This window comes from Amycolatopsis marina, assembly GCF_900111885.1.
GTDB lineage: Bacteria > Actinomycetota > Actinomycetes > Mycobacteriales > Pseudonocardiaceae > Amycolatopsis > Amycolatopsis marina.
Map to the genome: position 1 here is coordinate 1 of NZ_FOKG01000015.1, position 19,862 is coordinate 19,862.

The window sequence follows — 19,862 nt, forward strand, 5'->3', positions numbered from 1 at the left end:
CACACCATGCGGTGCAGAGTCATATCCGGTATTAGACCTCGTTTCCAAGGCTTATCCCAAAGTACAGGGCAGATTACCCACGTGTTACTCACCCGTTCGCCACTAATCCACCCCGAAAGGCTTCATCGTTCGACTTGCATGTGTTAAGCACGCCGCCAGCGTTCGTCCTGAGCCAGGATCAAACTCTCCAACAATGCATTGAAAAATCCGATCGATGACTACATCAATCTACTCAAAGAAACCCACAAAGGGTATTCTCATACATAAGCTCTACTGGCTTAGTTCACTAGCACACTGTTGAGTTCTCAAGCAACAAACCACTACGCGAAAAGCTTGTTTATTGTCCCGAGGCAAGCCCTACCCGCCGTTTAAAGTCCGGAGACTCAAGTCGGAGGTTGTGCCCCACCTCAGGGCCATCGCAGAACGTTACCCGGTTCGGTTCGCGGTGTCAACCCGCTCGACCCGGGGGCCAAGTTCTTGCTGGAGCGTACTCCATCAAGTTCTCTCGGCCGCCATCCGGTCCTTCAGGAGTGAGTCCCTCTCGGTTCTCTTTCCTGTCGGCCCGGCGTTCCTGGCGACAAAGAGAAGATTACACACCCGCCAACCCCTGAAGAACAGGGGGGTCCCTTAACGATGGAACCGCAGGTCAGCCCGCATTTTCAGCCCAGGAAGACAAGGGGGCGGCCGACGTGCGGCCGTAGACCGCTCGAACGCGGCTGCCAAGGACAGCACTTCAGCGTCCGCCCAGCGGCCCGAGAAGAGCGACAGACCTATGGGTAGCGGAGGGCGGTCGTCCGTGATCCCGGCGGGGTCGTTCGTCGGCCCGACGATGGCGTCGAGTTCCGCTCCCCGCAGCAGCTCGTCGATCGAGGCGCGGGCGTGCCGTCTCCCGGCTGTGCCGGTACTCCGGATCGTCAGGTCGCCGGAGCGGCCAGGGTCTGCTCGAAGAGTTCCTGGCCGCGGGTAGCTCTCCAGATCCCCGCGGAACTCGCTGAGCGGGGCAGTGAACGACAGCTCGTTCACCTGGCCCTGTGGGCCGGCTCGACCTGCGGTGCGGACGGCGTGATCGCCGAGTCCGCGACGTGCCGCAGGGCACGGCCAGGATCTGCCATCGGGATGGCCCCTCGGCATACCTGGCCGCTTCCGCGTTACAGCACCGGCAACAGCGTGCGCAGTTCGTAAGGCGTGACCGCGCTCCGGTAGTTGTTCCACTCCGCACGCTTGTTGCGCAGGAAGAAGTCGTAAACATGTTCGCCGAGCGCCTCCGGGAGCAACTCGGAGCGGTCCATCTCGGTGAGCGCCTCACCCAGGTTCTGCGGCAACTGGGCGTATCCGGCGGCCTTGCGTTCCGCGTCCGAGAGCGACCAGATGTTGTCCTCGGCGGGCGGTGGCAGCTCGTAACCCTGCTCGATGCCCTTCAGCCCGGCGGCCAGTATCACCGAGTACGCCAGGTAGGGGTTGCACGCCGAGTCCAGCGTGCGGATCTCGACCCGCCGCGACGATGCCTTGCCCGGCGAGTACATCGGCACCCGCACCAGCGCCGACCGGTTGGACCTGCCCCAGGACACGGTCGTCGGGGCTTCCCCGCCGCTGATCAGCCGCTTGTAGGAGTTCACCCACTGGTTGGTGACCGCCGAGATCTCCCTGGCGTGGTGCAGCACGCCCGCGACGAAGGCCTTGCCGGTCTCCGACAGCTCGTGCGGATCCTCCGGGTCGTAGAAGGCGTTGCGGTCGCCCTCGAAGAGCGACACGTGCGTGTGCATGCCCGACCCCGGCTGGTCGGTGAAGGGCTTCGGCATGAACGTGGCCCGGACGCCCTGGGTGAGCGCCACCTCCTTGACCACATACCGGAAGGTCATCACGTTGTCGGCCATGGTGAGCGCGTCCGCGTACCGCAGGTCGATCTCCTGCTGGCCCGGCGCTCCCTCGTGATGACTGAACTCGACCGAGATTCCCATGGCCTCGAGGGTCTCGATGGCGTGGCGCCGGAAGTGCGTCGCCGTCGCGTGGCTGGCCTGGTCGAAGTAGCCGCCGTTGTCCGCGGGCTCCGGTTCGGTGCCGTCGTCGGGCAGGGTCGAGAGCAGGAAGAACTCGATCTCCGGATGCACGTAGCAGGTGAACCCGGCCTCCCCCGCCTTCGACAGCTGCCGGCGCAGCACGTGCCGTGGATCCGCCCAGGACGGGGACCCGTCGGGCATGGCGATGTCGCAGAACATCCGCGCCGAGTAGTGCCCGCCCTCCGGGGTCTCCCACGGCAGCACCTGGAACGTGCCGGGGTCGGGCTTGGCGACCATGTCCGACTCGTAGACCCTGGCGAATCCCTCGATCGCCGATCCGTCGAACCCGATGCCCTCGCTGAACGCACCCTCGAGCTCGGCGGGGGCCACCGCGACCGACTTGAGGAAGCCCAGAACGTCAGTGAACCAGAGCCGGACGAAACGAATGTCGCGTTCTTCGAGCGTGCGCAGCACGAACTCCTGCTGGCGATCCATGAGCGCAGCGTATGCGTGCCGTGTTACTTCAATGTTTCAGGGTGACGTGCTCGTTCGAGTGAGGCACCCGAAGGGACATGATCGCCGCCAGTGCGCAGAGACCCCCCGCGACGTACCAGGCGAGGTCGTAGCTACCGAGCTGGTCCCGCGTCACTCCGGCCCCGAACGCGGCGATCGCGGCGCCGACCTGGTGCGAGGCGAACACCCAGCCGAACACGATCGGCCCGGTCGCGTTGCCGAACCGCTCCCGGCAGAGCGCGACGGTCGGCGGCACCGTGGCCACCCAGTCCAGGCCGTAGAACACGATGAACGCCCACATCGGCGGCTCGGTGGTCGGCGCGAACAGCATCGGCAGCACCAGCAGCGACGCGCCCCGCAGTACGTAGTAGGTGGCGAGCAGCTTGCGCGGATCCACCTTGTCGGTGAGCCAGCCCGAGGCGATGGTGCCCACCACGTCGAAGATGCCGACCAGCGCCAGCAGTCCCGCCGCCGTGGTGTGCGGCATGCCGTGGTCGTGGGCCGCCGGGACGAAGTGCGTGCCGATCAGCCCGTTGGTGGAGGCGCCACAGATCGCGAACCCGCCTGCCAGCAGCCAGAAGGTGGGACTCCGCACGGCGTCGCGCAGCACCCGCACCGCACGCGCCGCCGCGTTTCCCGTGCTGGACGCGGGCTCGGGCGAGGCGTCCTCGGGCGCACCAAGTGCCGTCGTGCCCACGTCCGCGGGGTTGTCGCGCAGGAGGAGCAGCACGACGGGGACCACGACCAGTGCGACCGCCGCGATCACCAACGAGGCCGAGCGCCAGCCGTGGTCGGTGGCCAGCATCGCCACCAGCGGCAGGAACACCAACTGGCCGGCGGCCCCCGCCGCGGTGAGCACACCGCTGACCAGTCCCCTGTGCCGGACGAACCATCTGCTGGTCACCGTCGCCACGAATGCGAGCGCCATGGACCCCGTGCCGACACCCACCAACACACCCCAGGTGAGCAGCAGTTGCCAGCTCGCGGTCATGAACACGGTGAGTCCGCTGCCCGCCGACACGAGCAGCAGCGCCCACGCGACCACCCTGCGCATCCCGAACCGTTCCATCAAAGCGGCGGCGAACGGGGAGATGAGGCCGTAGAGCAGCAGGTTGATCGACACGGCCGCCGAGATCGTCCCACGAGACCAGCCGAACTCCGCGTGCAGCGGATCGATCAGCACACTCGGCGCGGCGCGGAAACCGGCCGCGCCGATCAGCGCGACGAACGCCGCGATCGCCACGAGCCAGGCCCAGTGCGGCCTGCGCAGTCCACCCCGTACCGGCCGCCGCTTCCTGTCCCCCGGTACCCACTCCCGCAGTTCGGTCACGTCGTGAGCCTGCCCGGTCCGGTCACGGAGAACGAGTGGCCGAAACGCCAATATGTGCAAGAATTCTGCCATGACAGCAGCTGATGCCGGTACCGAACGAGAGCCCGAGCCGCACCGGGTGGTCGTGCTGGCCGTCGACGAGGTCATCGGTTACGACCTGCACATCCCACCGCAGGTGTTCGGGGCAGCGGGCCAGGGCCGCTACGACGTCCGGATCTGCGGCGTCGACGACCAGCCGGTCCGGCTCACCGCGGGCTACACCGCGGTGCTCGATCACGGGCCGGAGGCGCTGGCGACCGCGGACACGGTCATCATTCCGGGGACGAGGGTGCGCGGCCCCCGCTGGCACGGCACCCTGCCGGACGCGCTCGCCGGCGCACTGGCCCGGATCCCGCCGCACGCGCGGCTGATGTCGATCTGCACCGGCGCGTTCGTCCTCGGCGCGGCCGGGCTGCTCGACGGACGAAGGGCGACCACCCATTGGGCCCACGCCGAACAGTTCCGGCGGCTCTATCCCCAGGTGCTGCTCGACGAGAACGTGCTGTTCGTCGACGACGGCACCGTGCTGACCTCCGCCGGGCTGGCGGCCGGAACCGACCTGTGCCTGCACGTGGTGCGCCGGGACCACGGCAGCGAGGTCGCCAACCGGGCGGCGCGCTACTGCGTCGTTCCCCCGTGGCGCGACGGCGGGCAGTCCCAGTTCATCGACCGGCCACTGCCCGATCCCGAAGCAGGCAGCACCGCGGCGACCCGCGAGTGGGCACTGCGCCACCTCGGCGATGTGCTCGACGTTCCCACCCTCGCCGCGCACGCGAGCATGAGCCTGCGCACGTTCAGCAGGCGCTTCCGGGCCGAAACCGGGCTCACCCCCCGAGCCTGGCTCATCCAGCAGCGGGTCCAGCACGCGCGGCACCTGCTGGAGACGACGGACCTGACCGTGGACAGGGTGGCCGCCGAGGCGGGGCTCGGCACGGCAGCCTCGCTGCGCCAGCACCTCAACTCCGCGATCGGCGTCTCCCCGCTGGCCTACCGCCGCACCTTCGCGATCCCCTCGAGCAGGTCGCGTTAACGTAACGGCATGTTCTCCCGCCGAATCGCGCTGGTGACCGTGCTCGCGCTGGGACTGACCGGGGCCTGCACCCCCGCGCCCGACACGACCGGTCCGCTGCCGGACGGTCGGCAGCTGGTGACGGAGGCGGCCGAGTCGGTCGCCCAGCTGCGCAGCGTGCGATTCACCTTCGGCGCGAGCGGCACGGTCCCGGGCCTGGATGTCCGTGAGGTCACGGGGTACGCCGTGGCCGACGGCAGCCGGTACGGCTGGGCTCGCGGTGAGGCCGACCTGCAGCGACTCACCGAACGCGAACAGGTCGACTTCCTGCTGGAGGGCGAGTCCGTGCGGCTGACCGACGAGCGGGGCGACACGACCGAGGTGCCGGTGCCCGCGCCGTACTACCCGGCCGCGATCCTCGACCCCGACCATGGTCTGGCCGAGCTGATGTCGGACACGACCGAACTGGAGACCGAGGGCAAGGAAGACCTCGCTGAGGTGTCGGCGTTCCGGATCAACGGATCCGTCGCGGCGGACGTCGTTTCCCAGTTGGTGCCCGGCATCCAGTCCGATGTGGATATCAAGTTCTGGGTCACCAGGCAGCAGCCGCGCGAGCTGGTGCGGCTGTGGATGCAGATCCCCCCACGCCAGCCCAAAGAGGGCGCCGTGATGCTCGAACTCGAACTGTCCGAGCACAACGCGCAGGTCTCCGGCGCTCCGACGAGCTGAACGCGGCTGAGAACCGAGCCCAGGGACGCAACATAACCTGGGCGAACCCGTTCGGCCGAAGGCACGCTATCTCGGCGGCAGGGCGCCGATCAGCACGAAAGCCAGCTGCTCGGCAGAAGCAGCGCCCTGGCGACGCGATCGCGTCACGGGTTCTCAAACAGGCGCTGAACGCGCGGCTGAGCTGTCAGGAGGAACAGCGCTTGCCCTCGGGCGGCAGCGTGCCTTCGAGCAGATAGTCGGTGGCGGCGTCGTCGACACAGGACACGCCCTGCAGGAAGACCGTGTGCTGCGTGCCCTCGTAGGTCAGCAACGCCCCGCCCATCGCCTTGGCGAGATTCACCCCGGCCTCGTACGGCGTGGCCGGGTCGTTCGTCGTGGAGATCACCAGCACCGGCGGCACGCCGTCCACGTTCGGCAGATGCGGCTCCGAGGTGTTCGGCACCGGCCAGAACGCGCAGGCGTCCAGCGCCGCTCCGTCCGGCCTGCCGTCGTCCAGGAACGGCGCCACCTCCTCGTACCGACGCTGGGCCTCGAGGATCTCGGCCTCGTCGGTGACCCGTGGATCGTCCACACAGCGGATCGCGGTGAACGCGTCCTGGGTGGAGGCGTATTCGCCGTCGCTGCCCCGCTGGTTGTACATGTCGGCAAGCGCCATCAGCGTGGTTCCGCGCCCGGCGCGCAACTCGTTGAGCCCGGAGTTGAGCTGCCCCCAGAACTGCTGTGAGTACAGCGCCTGGATGACACCGGTGGTCGCGTCCTCGTAGGAGAGCGGCCTGCCGTCGCCGACGTCCACCGGGTCGTCGATCAGTGGCTGCACCAGATCTTGGAATGCCTTCGTCGCACCCGCCGGATCGGCTCCGAGCGCACAGTCCTGCTGCTGCGCGCACCATGCGGAGAACTCCCTGAACGCGATCCCGAACCCCTCGCCCTGAGCCACCAGCGACTCGACCAGGTCCTGCTCCGGATCCAACGCCCCATCGAGCACGAAAGCGCGCACGTTCTGCGGGAACGCCTCCGCGTAGGTGGAGCCGATGCGAGTGCCGTAGGAGTAGCCGGCGTAGGTCAGCTTCTCGTCGCCCAGGACGGAGCGCAGCACGTCCAGGTCCTTGACGACGTCGCGCGTGCCGATCCCGGCCAGCATCCGCGCACCGTGCTCGGTGCGCTCGGTGCACCGCTCGGCGAACTCCTTCTCCTCGGCCTCCTGCGCCCGCACCCCCGCCGGGGAGCCGTCGGTCTCGGAGTCACTCGCCCGGTCCGCGTCCCTTTCCGCATCGGTGAGGCACTCGACCTGCGGTTCACTGGCCCCCACACCACGCGGGTCGAAGCCGACCAGGTCGAACTTCTGCCCGATCTCGGTTCCGGAGACCCGGCTCGCAAGGCCGGCGGCGGCGACCATGCCCGAGGCCCCGGGCCCACCCGGGTTGACGACGAGGGACCCGATGCGCCCGTCCGCGTCACCCGCCCGTGAGCGCAGCAGCCCGACGGTGATCGTCTCGCCCGCTGGCTCGGCGTAGTCCAACGGCACGCTCAAGCGCGCGCACTGCAGAGCGCTGGACCCGAAGGCCGACTCGGCGTCCTCCGAGGTCGCGTACGACGCGCAGTTCCCCCACTCGAGTGGTTGGGAGTAGTACCGCTCCAGACCGGCGGGCACCACACCGGCCGGTCCTCTGGTCTCGGTCACCGCCTCCGCCGCGGCCTGCTGGGAGGTGTCACCGGAGGAACAACCGGCCACACCAGCGGCCAGCAGACCGATGACGGCTACACAAGCTGAGTGGGACCGGTAGCGTTCGAGGAGGCGCACACCGACGATGGTGCCATCCGACCCGATCGGCACCATCGGCGAGTGACAACCTGCCGCGGAACTCCGCGGCACCACTACGGCGTTGGGCAGTGAGCGGGACCGGCTCGCCAGGCAGGACTAAGGAGGCCACGGGTGGCAGTGTTGATCGACCGGATGAGCAGACGGCTGCGCCGGATCATCCAGCGACCGGCCAGCGTGGAACTGACCCGGTACGAGAAATTGCTGCCCGCGATCGGCGAGCGGGAGCCGGACCTGGAGAAGCTCACCGACGACGAGCTCACCGAGGCCGCGAAGGCCGTGAGGCTGGAGGCCGAGTTCGGCGACAGGCAGCTGATCGAGGTGTGCGCGCTGGGGCGCGAGGCCGCGCGCAGGGCCCTGGACGAGCGGGCCTTCGACGTGCAGCTGCTCGGGACGATGGGCCTGCTCACGGGGCATGTCGTGCAGATGGCCACCGGTGAGGGCAAGACGCTGTCCGGGGCACTGGCCGCCGCGGGGCACGCCCTGCAGGGCAAGCGGGTACACGTCATCTCCGTCAACGACTACCTGGCCCGCCGGGACGCCGAGTGGATGAAGCCGGTGTACGACCTGCTCGGGGTGTCCGTCAGCTGGGTGGACCCGGCGCTCACGCACGCCGAACGCCGCGACTCGTACCAGGCGGAGGTCTGCTACGGAGCCGTCAGCGAGATCGGCTTCGACGTGCTGCGCGACCGGCTCGTCACGCGTCCTGAAGACCTCGTCCAGACCGAACCCGAGGTCGCGATCATCGACGAGGCGGACTCCGTGCTGGTCGACGAGGCCAGAGTGCCGTTGGTGATGGCCGGTTCCGTGGACGCCGGCGTCGCCGACGAAGAGGTCGCGAACATCGTGCGGCGGCTGCGGCTGAACCTGCACTACGAGACCGACGCCGACGGCCGCAACGCCTGGCTCACCGCGGCGGGTGCCTCGGTGGTGGAGAAGGCACTCGGGGGGGTCGACCTCTACGGCGGTGGCACGGGCGGGTCCAAGGCCGCCGAGGGCGATGCCGGTACAGCCGGTACAGCCGGCGCGGACAGCACTGACAGTTCTGACAGCACCGACACCGAAGACGCGGGCGGTGGCGAGAGCAGTGCCGACGGCGCCGGGAACGCCGAGCGGCAGGCCGCTGCGGGCGCTGGCAACCGGCTCGCCTCGGTGAACATCGCGCTGCACGCGCACGCACTGCTGACCAGGGACGTGGACTACCTGGTCCGCGACGGCAAGGTGCAGCTGATCAACGCGTCCCGTGGCCGGGTCGCCGAGCTGCAGCGGTGGCCGGACGGGCTGCAGGCCGCCGTCGAGGCCAAGGAGCAGCTGCCGCCCTCGGACCGGGGCGAGATCCTGGACTCGATCACCGTTCAGGCGCTGATCGCCCGCTACCCGCAGGTCGCGGGCATGACGGGCACCGCGGTGGCGGTCGCGGAGCAGCTCCGCGAGTTCTACGAGCTCGAGGTCGCGGTGATTCCGCCGAACACCGAGAACATCCGCGAGGACCGCGCTGACCGCATCTTCGCCTCCCCCTCGCACAAACTGCGGGCGATCGTCGAGGAGATCCGCGAGGTGCACGCCACCGGGCGGCCGATCCTCGTCGGCACCCAGGACGTGGCCGAGTCCGAGGAGCTGGCGGAGAAGCTGGCGAAGGCCGACCTGCCGTGCGTCGTGCTCAACGCGCGAAACGACGCCGAAGAGGCGGCCATCATCGCCGAGGCGGGCCGGTTCGAGGCGGTCACCGTGTCCACCCAGATGGCGGGACGCGGTACCGACATCCGGCTGGGCGGCGCCGAGGGCGGCAGTGAGCGGGAGCGGGTGGCCGAACTCGGCGGGCTGCACGTCATCGGCACGGCCAGGTACCCGAGCAGCAGACTCGACGACCAGTTGCGTGGCCGCGCAGGGCGCCAGGGCGACCCCGGCAGCTCCGTGTTCTTCGCGAGCCTGAACGACGAACTGGTGCTCAGCTACGCCCCCGACATCCCGGAAGGCATCCCTGCCGACGACGAGACGGGCGAGATCACCTCGGAGCACGCGCACCGGCAGATCAACCACGCCCAGCGGGTGGCCGAGGGCGTCGACCTGGAGATCCACCGCAACACCTGGCGCTACACCCGGTTGATCGAGCACCAGCGCAAGGAGGTACTCGCCTACCGCGACGACGTGCTGCGCACCGGCCTCGCCGCCGAGGTGCTTGAGGAGACCGAACCCGAGCGTTTCGCCGAACTCACCGAAACGCTCGGCGCGGACCGGATGGAGCGGGTGAGCCGGGAGATCCTGCTGTACCACCTGGACCAGCTGTGGGCCGATCACCTGGCGTTCCTGACCGAGGTGCGGGAGAGCATCCACCTGCGCGCGCTCGCCAGGGAGACACCGCTGGACGAGTTCCACCGTGCCGCCATTCCGGAGTTCCGCAAGATCGCGGCGAAGGCACGGGAGCGTGCCGCGAAGACGCTGATCGAGGCCGAAGTGAGCGAAGCGGGGATAGACCTCGCGGCCTCCGGCGTCCGCAGGCCCACCTCGACCTGGACCTACCTGGTGCACGACAACCCCTTCGACTCCGATGCGGAGCAGGCGCTGAAGAAGGTGCGCGGAATGCTGCGGAAAAAGCGGAGTTGAGACACACCGGACACCCTTCTCGGGGCGATTGCGGGCGGCGCGCTCAGGCGAGACGCACCGTGGCTCCCGCCCGGCAGGGACCGGCGGGAGTCCACGGAGCGCCTCTCTCGCCTGGCCCTCATCACGCGTCCGCCGACAGCAGGGGTTGGACTTTCGCGTGAACAGGCGAGTGTGCGTCAGGAACTGACGCCGTGCACCTTACTGTCCGGAACCGCCGGGACATCCCGCCGTTCGGAGCAGCCGGCCGCGCCGTCATGCCAGCCAACGGCGTAACAGCGGTCCGGTGAGCGCCGCGGGGCTCGTGCCGTACACCGTCTCGGCGGGTGTCGCCGCGGTAGGCGAGAATGGCCGCATGCCGCAACTGCGCATCGCACTGGCCCAGATCAATCCGACTGTCGGCGACCTGCCGGGCAACATCGAGCTGACGCTCGAGTGGACCCGGAAGGCCGTCGAGGCAGGCGCCAACGTCGTGGTGTTCCCGGAGATGTCGCTCACCGGGTACCCGGTCGAGGACCTCGCACTGCGGGAGACGTTCGGCAAGGCCTCCAGCCGCGCGCTCGAAGACCTCGCCCACAGGCTCGCCGAGGCCGGTCTCGGGGACGTCCTGACCTATGTCGGCTACCTCGACCTGGACGACGCTGGCCCGCGCGACGCGGCGGCGGCGCTCTACCGGGGCGAGGTCGTCGCCCGCCAGTACAAGCATCATCTGCCCAACTACGGGGTGTTCGACGAGCGCCGCTACTTCATCCCGGGCGAGACGCTGGACGTGGTGCGCCTGCACGGCGTGGACATCGGCATGGTGATCTGCGAGGACCTCTGGCAGGACGGAGGCCCGATCTCCGCGCTTGGCGCCGCGGGGGTGGATCTTGTCGTCGCGCCGAACGCGTCCCCCTACGAGCGCTCGAAGGACGACATCCGGCTGCCGCTGGTGGCCAGGCGCGCGAGCGAGGCCGGTGCCCCCGTCGTCTACACGAACCAGGTCGGCGGGCAGGACGACCTCGTGTTCGACGGCGACTCGATCGTCGTCGCGGCGGACGGCGAACTCCTCGCCAGGGCACCGCAGTTCACCGAGCACCTGCTCGTGCTCGACCTCGATCTGCAGGTGGGTGGCCATGTCGCCGACGGTGAACTGGCGGGGCTGCACGTCCGGCGCACGGTACTCAGCGCGGCGCCACTCCCGGCGTACCGGCCGGAGCCCGCGCCGGTCATCAGCGAGCCGCTCTCCGACGAGGCCGAGGTCTGGTCCGCGCTGGTACTCGGGTTGCGGGACTATGCGCGGAAGAACGGTTTCGGGTCGGTGACGTTTGGCTTCTCCGGCGGAATCGACTCCGCCGTCGTCGCCGCGCTGGCGGTGGACGCACTCGGCCCCGACGCGGTGCACGGGGTCGCGATGCCATCGAAGTACTCCTCGGAGCACTCCCAGTCCGACGCCGCGGAACTGGCCCGCAGGCTCGGATGCCACTTCCGGGTCGAACCGGTCGCGGACATGGTGGCGGTCTACGTGGACCAGTTGAAACTGGCCGGTACCGGTCTCGCCGAGGAGAACATCCAGGCCCGCACGCGCGGCATGCTGCTCATGGCACTGTCCAACCTGGAGGGGCATCTGGTGCTCGCGACGGGAAACAAGACCGAACTCGCCGTGGGTTACTCCACGATCTACGGCGACGCGGTGGGCGGTTTCGCCCCCATCAAGGACCTGTTCAAGACACACGTGTGGCAACTCGCCCACTGGCGCAACGCGGAAGCCGAGAAACGCGGCGAGACTGCGCCGATCCCGGAGAACTCGATCTCCAAGCCACCGTCGGCGGAACTCCGGCCGGACCAGCTGGACTCCGACTCGCTGCCCGACTACGCCCTGCTGGACGACATCCTGGACGACTACGTCGAGGGTGACCGGGGCTTCGGCGACCTACTCGCTGCCGGCTTCGACCCCGAGGTCATCGACCGCGTGGTGCGGATGGTCGACAAGGCCGAGTACAAGCGCAGGCAGTACCCGCCGGGCACCAAGATCACCTTCAAGGCCTTCGGCAGGGACCGAAGGCTGCCGATCACCAACGCCTGGCGCGAAGGTCACTGAGCATGGTCGCGCAGGGTTTCACGGTGTTCGACACAGCGATCGGCTGGTGCGGCATCGCCTGGGGCGAGCACGGGATTGTGGGGGCTCAGCTGCCGGAGGGTAGTGAGCAGGCCACACGGGATCGGCTGCGGCGGCGATTCCCCGACGCGGAGGAAACGGTGCCGCCGGCCGCGGCGCGGCAAGCGATCGACGGGGTGACCGAGTTGCTGCGGGGCACCGCGGTGGACCTGTCCGACGTGGAACTCGACCTCGCCGGAGTGCCCGCCTTCCATCGCAGGGTCTACGAGGTCGCCCGCACGATCCCACCCGGGAGCACCCTCACCTACGGCGATGTCGCGCATCGGCTGAACGCACCTGGATCGGCGCGTGCGGTGGGGCAGGCGCTCGGATCAAACCCGTTCGCCCCGATCGTCCCGTGCCATCGCGTGCTGGCGGCGAACGGCGGAACCGGCGGTTTCTCCGCGGGCGGTGGCACGGCGACGAAGCTGCGCATGCTCACCATCGAGGGCGCCCGGGCGGACGAACCGGCGCTGTTCGACCTGTGAGGCCGGTCCGAGAACTGGAAGTCACGACGACACGGCCGCCGTCGAACTCGGGCGACAAAGTCCCGGTATCCGGTCAGCGGGTGTGGTCACGGGCGGCGCTGAGCAGGTACAGCGCGCCGATGAAGAGCAGCACCACCATCGTCAGCAGACGCAGCCGGACGACCAGCCCCACGAACCGGCCATCGGCCGCCAGCTCCAGCAACACGATGCCCGCCGTGCTGACGAGCACGGTCCCCAGCGCGATCCGAGCCGAGTTGCGCCACCAGCCGGATGGCCACCAGCGCCCGGCGCAGGTCGCGCTGAGGAGGTACAGCAACACGGTGATGGTGGAGGTGACCAGGTGGACCGCCTGGTCACCCGAGTAGTCACCCTGAAGCATCCGCTCCCGGCACTCCTGGTCGACCGACGGCGCGCAGTCCAACGTGAACAGTGCGCCGACCAGCAGGTTCACCCCGAACACGCCGATCGCGGCCACGGAAAGCCGCGGCCAGGTCTGTGCGGGCACCAGCCGGAGCAACAGCGGCACCATCACGACGAACGCGACGCCAGCGGCGATGTCGGCTGCACGGAACAGCTCCTGGTAAGGCTGGCCGTCGGCGCTCAGCTCGGATATGTAGGCGTGGACCGGCGAGAGTTCGTCGGCGGGCAGGACGAACTGCAGGACCCAGGCCGAGTAGGCCGCGCCGCTGAGCAGCATGAGGGTGATGGCCAGGGCGCGGGCGGCCCGCACTCCGCGGCTCATCCGCACGCCAGGCCGGACGGAAACAGCGGCAGGCATGGCAGTGATACCAACCGATCATCCATCTCGTACCCAGGTCGCCTACCGCAACCCGGATGTTTCATTGAGGAGGTTTATGTATCACGACGACTGTGGTCACTGTCAACGGACATCCCATCACGGGTTGTCCTGACCAAGTATCCGGTGTGGACTCGGCAAACGGTGCGATGGCGGGATGTGAAGCTGGTCGCACGACCTTGGGTAAGCCGGCACCTGGTGCCAGGCTTCGAGATGCACCCAACCTCAGACCCGGGGACCCTGTAAGGGCCTCGAGGGAAGGATGGTCGACGACGATGTCAACCACTGGTAACAGCACTTCGGACGAGGTAGCCGCGCCGTACGGCTCCGGACCTTCGGCTCAGCCCGCACAAACTTCCGGCAGGAAGGTGCGCATCCACCACCTGCGCGAACTCAAGGAGCGCGGCGAGGCGTGGCCGATGCTCACCGCATACGACATGTACACAGCCGAACTCTTCGACGAAGCCGGTATCCCGGTACTGCTTGTCGGCGACTCCGCGTCGAACAACGTGTACGGGTACGACACCTCGCTCCCGGTGACGGTCGACGAACTCCTGCCGCTGGTCCGTGCGGTCACCAGGTCGGTCAAGCGCGCCCTTGTCGTGGCCGACCTGCCCTTCGGCTCGTACCAGCTCTCGCCGGAGCAGGCGCTGGAGACGTCGGTGCGGTTCCTGAAGGAAGGCAGGGCGCACGCGGTCAAGCTCGAGGGCGGCCACCACTTCGCGCCGCACGTGCGGGCACTGACCGCCGCGGGGATTCCGGTCATGGGGCACATCGGGTTCACCCCGCAGAGCGAGCACATCCTCGGCGGCTACCGGGTGCAGGGCCGCGGGGAGACCGGTGAGGCACTCGTCGCCGACGCACTCGCGCTGCAGGAGGCGGGGGCGTTCTCGGTGGTGATGGAGATGGTGCCCGCCGAGCTGGCCAAGCAGGTGACGCACGAGCTGCGGATCCCGACGATCGGCATCGGTGCGGGCCCGGACTGTGACGCGCAGGTACTCGTCTGGCAGGACCTGGCCGGCCTGCGCAGGGGGAAGGCGCCGCGGTTCGTGAAGCGGTACGCGGACATGGCCGGAATCCTGTCGAAGGCGGCCACCGACTTCGCCGAGGACGTCCGCCGCGGCGAGTTTCCCGCGGCGGAACACACCTTCCACTGACGCCTGCCGCACGTGGTGAAGTTCCCCAATGTGGCATTGGGGACATCCCCCGGCCCGGGCACGACCGGAATCCTCGTTCGGGCAGAGTGGCGGCATGGACGACGACCTGTACCCGGCGATCCAGCCGCACGAGCGGGGGATGCTCGACGTCGGTGACGGCAACCTCGTGTACTGGGAGGTGAGCGGGAATCCCGAAGGCAAGCCGGTTGTGGTGGTACACGGTGGGCCGGGCAGCGGCAGCGCGCCACTGACGCGCAGGCACTTCGACCCAGCCGCCTATCGCATCGTGCTCTTCGACCAGCGCGGCGCGGGCCGCAGCACGCCGCACGTCAGCCGGCCCGGCGCCGACCTGTCGGTGAACACCACCTGGCATCTCGTCGCGGACATGGAGCGCCTGCGCCAGCTGCTGGGGATCGAGCGCTGGCAGCTGTTCGGCGGCTCGTGGGGCGCCACGCTCGCACTGGCCTACGCCGAGACGTTCCCCGAGCGCGTCAGCGAAATCGTCCTGCGAGGGATCTTCACCGCACGGCAGAGCGAGATCGACTGGATCTACAACGGCGGCGCGGCACATCTCTTCCCCGAGGAGTGGGCGCGCTACCTCGCGCCGCTGCCCGAGACCGAGCGGCAGGACCCGGTCGCCGGGTACCGCAGGCTGGTCGCCGATCCCGACCCCGCCGTCAGCGAGCCCGCCGCCGTGGCGTGGAGCACCTGGGAGGGCGCGATCGTCTCCGTCGTCCCGCAGGAACAGTTCCGCGCCGGCTACGCCAAACCCGCGGTCGCCGTGCCGTTCGCCAGGATCGCCCTGCACTACTTCGCCCATGACTCCTGGCTCGAACCGGACCAGCTCATCCGGGACGCTGGCAAACTGGCCGGCATCCCCGGCGTGCTCGTCCAAGGGCGCTACGACGCCGTCTGCCCACCGGCCACGGCCTACGAACTGCACCGCGCCTGGCCGGGGTCCAGACTGAACATCCTGCAGGGCGCGGGGCACGCGGTGAACGATCCCGGTGTCCTCGCGGCGCTGCGCGCGGCGACGGACTCCTTCGCCCGGCGCTAGAGCCTGCCCCCGCTGGCCGTGTCGCCGCCGGACAACCGCTGCGCGAGGTATACCGGCACCGTCGAGACCAGGATCAGCACCGCGGCCACCACGTTCACGACCGGCGCCTGGTTCGGCCGGAACAGGTTGTTCAGGATCCAGATCGGCAGGGTCTCCATTCCCGTGCCGAGGGTGAACGTGGTGACGATGATCTCGTCGAACGACAGCGCGAACGCCAGCAGGCCACCGGCGAGCAGCGCCGAGCGCAGCATCGGGAACGTGACCAGCCGGAAGGTGGTCAGGCCGTTGGCGCCGAGATCCATCGACGCCTCCTCCAGGTTCCCGCCCATCCTGCGCAACCGCGCCACGACGTTGTTGAACACCACCACGATGCAGAACGTGGCGTGGGCGACGATCACCGTGAACATGCCGAGGTCGATTCCCAGCACCGTGCGGAAGGCGTTGTTCAGCGCGATGCCCGTGACGATTCCGGGCAGCGCGATCGGCAGGATGATCAGCAGGGACACCGAGTCCCTGCCGAAGAACCGGTACCGCTGCAACGCGAAAGCGGCCATGGTCCCGAGTACCAACGCGATTCCGGTCGCCGCGAGCCCGGCCCGCACGCTTGTCCACAGTGCACTCAGCGCGCCCTCGTTGGTGACCGCACGGCTCCACCATTCCAGGGTGAAGCTGGACGGCGGCCAGCCGAACGTGGTGTCTGCGTTGACCGAGTTCAGCAGCACGACCAGCAGTGGGAAGTAGATGACGACCAGTCCGAGCACGAGCGCGCAGAACAGGATGGTCCTCGTGGTTTTCGACACGGTCACGGCAGACTCCTAGAGATTGTTCAACGCTCCGGTGCGGCGGACGGCGGCGAGGTACACCAGCATGATCACGACCGGCACGGTGGCGACGGTGGCCGCGAAAGGCAGGTTGTTGGCCGCGCCAATGTTGTCGAACACCACGTTGCCGAGCATCTGGTTCGTACCACCGACGATCTTCACCGAGATGTAGTCGCCCAGGGAGAGCGAGAAGGTGAAGATCGAGCCTGCGACGATCGCGGGAAACGTCAGCGGCAGCACCACGGACCGAAACGTGCGCCACGGCCGCGCACCGAGATCGCCCGAGGCGTCCACAAGAGAGTTGGGCAGGCGTTCCAGTCCCGCGTAGATCGGCAGGATCATATACGGCAGCCAGAGGTAGGACAGGGTGAGCACCGTGGCAGGCAACCCGTAGCCGGGACTGTCCATTCCGAATGGTGCGAGCAGCCAGTCGATGACGCCGTTGCCCGACAGCATGATGCGCCAGGAGTAGGCCTTGACGAGATAGCTGGCCCACAGCGGGGTCATGACCGCGATGACCAGGATGCGCTGTGCTCTCGGCGAGGCGAACTTGGCCATGTAGAACGCCATCGGGAAGGCGATCACCGCGCAGATCACCGTGACGAGCACGGCGATGCCCACCGTACGCAGGGTGATGGTCCGGTACACCTCGTTGGTGAACAGCGTGACGAAGTTGTCCAGCGTCCACTCGCGCACCACCTGTCCGGTGAAGGTGTTGGTGTGCCAGAAGGCGGTCACGAACAGTGCGGCGAGCGCACCGAGATAGGCAAGGCCGAGCCAGAGCATCGGTGCGGAGAGCAGCAGACCCAGCCGGAGCCGTGGTTTGCGGCGCAGGGCGCTCGACACCGTGTCCAGTACGGAGGTTCGGGGCGGTTCCGGTGGAGCGGGCCGCTCGAGTGTGCTCGTCATCGCTGGAATTCCCTCGGGTCCGTGGAAAGGAGTGGTGCGGGGCAGGGCAGTCCCCCGCACCACTCCTGGTCTGGTCTCCGCCTCAGCCCTTGATCTCGGTCCAGGCTCGGGTCCACTCGCCGTAGTCCTTGCACTTCACGTCGGTCCGGCCGTCGAGGCACTGCTCGATAGGCGTCGTCCAGTACCAGATCTGGGCGGCATAGTCGGCGTCACCGGCGTGGTAGGCGTCGCAGTGTCCCTTGTCCTCGGTCAGTCCACATGCCTTCGGGTTGGCAGGCGCCTCGCCGAAGTACTCGGCCACCTGGGCGTTGGCCTCCGGGCTGATGATGTGGTCGAGCCACTTGTAGGCACAGGTCTTGTTCGGCGACTTCGCGGACACCATCCAGGTGTCCGACCAGCCGGTCGCGCCCTCCGACGGCAGCACCGACGCGACTGGAGCGCCCTCCGACTCGGTCAGGTTCACCGTCACCTGCCACGCGGTGCCGACGACGGCGTCGCCGTTCTTCAGCGCCTGGCTCTCCTTCAGGTAGTCCGACCAGTACTCACTGACCATCGGGCGCTGCTGCTTGAGCAGATCGACCGCCGCCTGGAACTGCTTGTCGTCCAGGGCGTACGGGTTCTGGATGCCCAGGTCCGGCTGATGCTTCATCAGGTACATCGCCGCATCGGCGATGTAGATCGGCGAGTCGTACGCGGTGATCTTGCCCTTGTACTTCGAGTCCTTGTCGAACACCACCGACCACGAGTCCGGTGCGGGCCGCACCACGTCCGTCCGGTAGCTGAGGACGTTCGCCCCCCAGCCGTGCGGCACGCCGTAGGACTTTCCGTTGACGCTGTTCCACGGCTTGTCCTTCAGGAACGGGTAGACATCGCCGTAGTTGCCGATCAGCTCGGTGTTCACCGGCTCCACATCGCCTGCCGCGACAAGCCGCAGTGAGGCGTCCCCCGAAGCGGAGATGACGTCGTACTGACCGGTCTTCATCAGGTTCACCGCCTCGTCCGAGGTGCCGAACGGCTTGACGTTGACCTGGCAGCCCGTCTCCTTCTCGAACGGGGTCACCCAGTCCACCGCGGGATCGTTGGACCCGTCCTCGGCATATCCGGGCCAGGCAAGGATGTTCAGTTCACCCTCCGGCTCGCCGAGCTCTGCCATCGCCTCCAGGGCGGGTGGTTCGAAACCCGATCCACCCGGTGCTGCCTGCGATCCGTCCTCGCCCGCCGTGCCGCACGCGGCGACGGCGGTACCGGCACACACCAGTCCCGCGAGGAGCCGGATGCTTCGTGCGTTCCTCATGTTGATCCTTTCTCCACCTGTGACGACGCCAGTTCTGCGCGCCGGGCTCAGTCCGCGACGCGGAAGCTGTGTTCCTGCGGCCACACCAGCCGCACCTGGGTCCCCGAGGGCAGCAGTGCCTCGCCCGCCTCGTTCTGCCGCACCACCGAGAGTTGCCCGCCCACATCCAGTACGACCTCGTAACGCACCGACGCACCCGCGTAGACGACATCGGCTACGGTCCCGGTCGCGCTGGTCTCCCCCGCCCCAGCGGGCGTCGCGACCTCGTTGTCGAGGCGGATCTTCTCGGGCCGGATGCTGAATGTGCCCACCTCGCCGATCACCGCCTGCGCCGCCTGGCCGCCAAGGAGGTTCGAGGTACCGACGAACCCCGCGACGAACGCGCTCGCGGGTCGCTCGTACACCTCGACCGGGGTGCCCACCTGCTCGATGCGCCCGTTGTCGAACACCGCGATCCGATCGCTCATGGTCAGCGCCTCGTCCTGGTCGTGGGTGACGAAGACGAACGTGACCCCCACCTCGCGCTGGATCTGTTTGAGTTCCAGTTGCATCGCCTGGCGCAGCTTGAGGTCGAGCGCTCCGAGCGGTTCGTCGAGCAGCAGCACCTTCGGCCGGTTGACCAGTGCCCTGGCAAGTGCGACGCGCTGGCGCTGACCGCCGGAGAGCTGGCCCGGTTTGCGTTCGGCGTAGTTCTCCAGCCGCACTGTGCGCAGCGCCTCCCGCGCCCGCTCGGCGCGCTGCGCCCGCGGAACCCGCTTCACCCGCAGCCCGTACTCCACATTGGCCTGCACATCCATGTGCGGAAACAGCGCGTAGTCCTGGAAGACGGTGTTGACGTCCCGCTGGAAGGGGGCGAGCCTGCTGACGTCACGCCCGTCGAGCTCGACCGTTCCACCGGTCGGCAGCTCGAACCCGGCGATCATTCGCAGCACGGTCGTCTTGCCCGAGCCGGAAGGGCCGAGCATCGAGAAGAACTCGCCCTCCGCGATGTCCAGGTCGACACCGTCGACGGCGTGCACCTGACCGAAGTCCTTGCGCAGCCCGCGAAGCCGTACCGCGGGCCGGTCCCCTCCCGCGCGGTCGGACGTGGTCGCGGCGGTGCTGGGCTGTGGCAGTGCGGGAGCCTGGTTCGGCGACATGGCCGGTTGCCTTTCCGTGTTGGCGGT

15 protein-coding genes and 1 rRNA gene are annotated in these 19,862 nt (G+C 68.4%); 7 read left to right on the top strand and 9 right to left on the bottom strand.

Going from position 1 to position 19,862, the window contains the following annotated elements; translation table 11 throughout:
• The 3 genes from BM199_RS22745 to BM199_RS22760 all read right to left on the bottom strand — a co-directional run.
• Positions 1-194, bottom strand: a 16S ribosomal RNA gene (locus tag BM199_RS22745); the annotation flags it as partial.
• 954 nt (positions 195-1,148) lie between these two features.
• On the bottom strand, positions 1,149-2,492 hold the full coding sequence (gene glnA, locus BM199_RS22755; RefSeq protein ID WP_091675350.1) for a type I glutamate--ammonia ligase: 1,344 nt from the start codon (positions 2,490-2,492) through the stop codon (positions 1,149-1,151).
• 28 nt (positions 2,493-2,520) lie between these two features.
• Positions 2,521-3,912, bottom strand: a complete 1,392-nt coding sequence (locus tag BM199_RS22760; RefSeq protein ID WP_091675351.1) for an MFS transporter — start codon at positions 3,910-3,912, stop codon at positions 2,521-2,523.
• Here BM199_RS22760 and BM199_RS22765 point away from each other — a divergent pair.
• Complete coding sequence (locus tag BM199_RS22765; protein WP_091675352.1) at positions 3,911-4,909, top strand: GlxA family transcriptional regulator; 999 nt, start codon at positions 3,911-3,913, stop codon at positions 4,907-4,909. The two genes, BM199_RS22760 and BM199_RS22765, sit on opposite strands and share 2 nt — an antisense overlap.
• A 9-nt stretch (positions 4,910-4,918) precedes the next feature.
• The gene (locus BM199_RS22770) at positions 4,919-5,617 is read left to right on the top strand and encodes an LppX_LprAFG lipoprotein (protein ID WP_091675353.1); all 699 of its coding nucleotides are present in this window, start codon (positions 4,919-4,921) and stop codon (positions 5,615-5,617) included.
• Positions 5,618-5,801: 184 nt separating this feature from the next.
• Here the strand turns inward: BM199_RS22770 and BM199_RS22775 are convergent, their stop codons facing one another.
• Positions 5,802-7,418: an alpha/beta hydrolase gene (locus BM199_RS22775; protein WP_425425572.1), complete on the bottom strand. Its 1,617-nt coding sequence runs from the start codon at positions 7,416-7,418 to the stop codon at positions 5,802-5,804.
• A gap of 153 nt (positions 7,419-7,571) precedes the next feature.
• Between BM199_RS22775 and secA2 the strand changes: the two genes are divergently transcribed.
• From secA2 to BM199_RS22790, 3 genes are all read left to right on the top strand, one after another.
• Positions 7,572-10,040: an accessory Sec system translocase SecA2 gene (gene secA2, locus BM199_RS22780; protein ID WP_091675478.1), complete on the top strand. Its 2,469-nt coding sequence runs from the start codon at positions 7,572-7,574 to the stop codon at positions 10,038-10,040.
• Between the two features lie 352 nt (positions 10,041-10,392).
• Positions 10,393-12,117 (top strand): NAD+ synthase, encoded by a 1,725-nt coding sequence (locus BM199_RS22785; protein WP_091675479.1) that lies wholly within the window; start codon positions 10,393-10,395, stop codon positions 12,115-12,117.
• A gap of 2 nt (positions 12,118-12,119) precedes the next feature.
• Positions 12,120-12,662 carry a methylated-DNA--[protein]-cysteine S-methyltransferase gene (locus BM199_RS22790; RefSeq protein ID WP_091675355.1) on the top strand — a complete coding sequence of 181 codons (543 nt, stop codon included), beginning with the start codon at positions 12,120-12,122 and terminating at the stop codon, positions 12,660-12,662.
• 73 nt (positions 12,663-12,735) lie between these two features.
• Here BM199_RS22790 and BM199_RS22795 read toward each other — a convergent pair whose 3' ends face one another.
• The gene (locus BM199_RS22795; protein ID WP_091675356.1) at positions 12,736-13,440 is read right to left on the bottom strand and encodes a DUF998 domain-containing protein; all 705 of its coding nucleotides are present in this window, start codon (positions 13,438-13,440) and stop codon (positions 12,736-12,738) included.
• Between the two features lie 293 nt (positions 13,441-13,733).
• On the opposite strand from BM199_RS22795, the gene panB reads away from it, so the two are divergent.
• Together panB and pip are read left to right on the top strand one after the other, a co-directional pair.
• Entirely contained in the window at positions 13,734-14,615 is an 882-nt protein-coding gene (gene panB, locus BM199_RS22800) for a 3-methyl-2-oxobutanoate hydroxymethyltransferase (protein WP_091675357.1), read from the top strand.
• Between the two features lie 94 nt (positions 14,616-14,709).
• Positions 14,710-15,672 (top strand): prolyl aminopeptidase, encoded by a 963-nt coding sequence (pip, locus tag BM199_RS22805; RefSeq protein ID WP_091675358.1) that lies wholly within the window; start codon positions 14,710-14,712, stop codon positions 15,670-15,672.
• Here the strand turns inward: pip and BM199_RS22810 are convergent.
• The 4 genes from BM199_RS22810 to BM199_RS22825 all read right to left on the bottom strand — a co-directional run bounded on the left by BM199_RS22810 (position 15,669) and on the right by BM199_RS22825 (position 19,835).
• Complete coding sequence (locus BM199_RS22810; protein WP_091675359.1) at positions 15,669-16,478, bottom strand: ABC transporter permease; 810 nt, start codon at positions 16,476-16,478, stop codon at positions 15,669-15,671. The genes pip and BM199_RS22810 overlap by 4 nt on opposite strands.
• 9 nt (positions 16,479-16,487) lie before the next feature.
• A complete protein-coding gene (locus BM199_RS22815; RefSeq protein ID WP_245788587.1) occupies positions 16,488-17,279 on the bottom strand; it encodes an ABC transporter permease in 792 nt (263 codons plus the stop codon).
• Positions 17,280-17,484: 205 nt separating this feature from the next.
• Complete coding sequence (locus tag BM199_RS22820) at positions 17,485-18,696, bottom strand: ABC transporter substrate-binding protein (protein ID WP_091675360.1); 1,212 nt, start codon at positions 18,694-18,696, stop codon at positions 17,485-17,487.
• A 47-nt stretch (positions 18,697-18,743) separates the two neighbouring features.
• On the bottom strand, positions 18,744-19,835 hold the full coding sequence (locus BM199_RS22825) for an ABC transporter ATP-binding protein (protein ID WP_091675361.1): 1,092 nt from the start codon (positions 19,833-19,835) through the stop codon (positions 18,744-18,746).
• Positions 19,836-19,862 lie beyond the last annotated feature (27 nt).

Bases quoted from the DNA above. Each gene is read 5' to 3' on its own strand.
- glnA (WP_091675350.1), bottom strand. From the start codon at position 2,492: ATGGATCGCCAGCAGGAGTTCGTGCTGCGCACGCTCGAAGAACGCGAC.
- BM199_RS22765 (WP_091675352.1), top strand. From the start codon at position 3,911: ATGACAGCAGCTGATGCCGGTACCGAACGAGAGCCCGAGCCGCACCGG.
- BM199_RS22760 (WP_091675351.1), bottom strand. From the start codon at position 3,912: ATGGCAGAATTCTTGCACATATTGGCGTTTCGGCCACTCGTTCTCCGT.
- BM199_RS22770 (WP_091675353.1), top strand. From the start codon at position 4,919: ATGTTCTCCCGCCGAATCGCGCTGGTGACCGTGCTCGCGCTGGGACTG.
- secA2 (WP_091675478.1), top strand. From the start codon at position 7,572: ATGAGCAGACGGCTGCGCCGGATCATCCAGCGACCGGCCAGCGTGGAA.
- BM199_RS22785 (WP_091675479.1), top strand. From the start codon at position 10,393: ATGCCGCAACTGCGCATCGCACTGGCCCAGATCAATCCGACTGTCGGC.
- BM199_RS22790 (WP_091675355.1), top strand. From the start codon at position 12,120: ATGGTCGCGCAGGGTTTCACGGTGTTCGACACAGCGATCGGCTGGTGC.
- BM199_RS22795 (WP_091675356.1), bottom strand. From the start codon at position 13,440: ATGCCTGCCGCTGTTTCCGTCCGGCCTGGCGTGCGGATGAGCCGCGGA.
- panB (WP_091675357.1), top strand. From the start codon at position 13,734: ATGTCAACCACTGGTAACAGCACTTCGGACGAGGTAGCCGCGCCGTAC.
- pip (WP_091675358.1), top strand. From the start codon at position 14,710: ATGGACGACGACCTGTACCCGGCGATCCAGCCGCACGAGCGGGGGATG.
- BM199_RS22815 (WP_245788587.1), bottom strand. From the start codon at position 17,279: ATGCTCTGGCTCGGCCTTGCCTATCTCGGTGCGCTCGCCGCACTGTTC.
- BM199_RS22820 (WP_091675360.1), bottom strand. From the start codon at position 18,696: ATGAGGAACGCACGAAGCATCCGGCTCCTCGCGGGACTGGTGTGTGCC.
- BM199_RS22825 (WP_091675361.1), bottom strand. From the start codon at position 19,835: ATGTCGCCGAACCAGGCTCCCGCACTGCCACAGCCCAGCACCGCCGCG.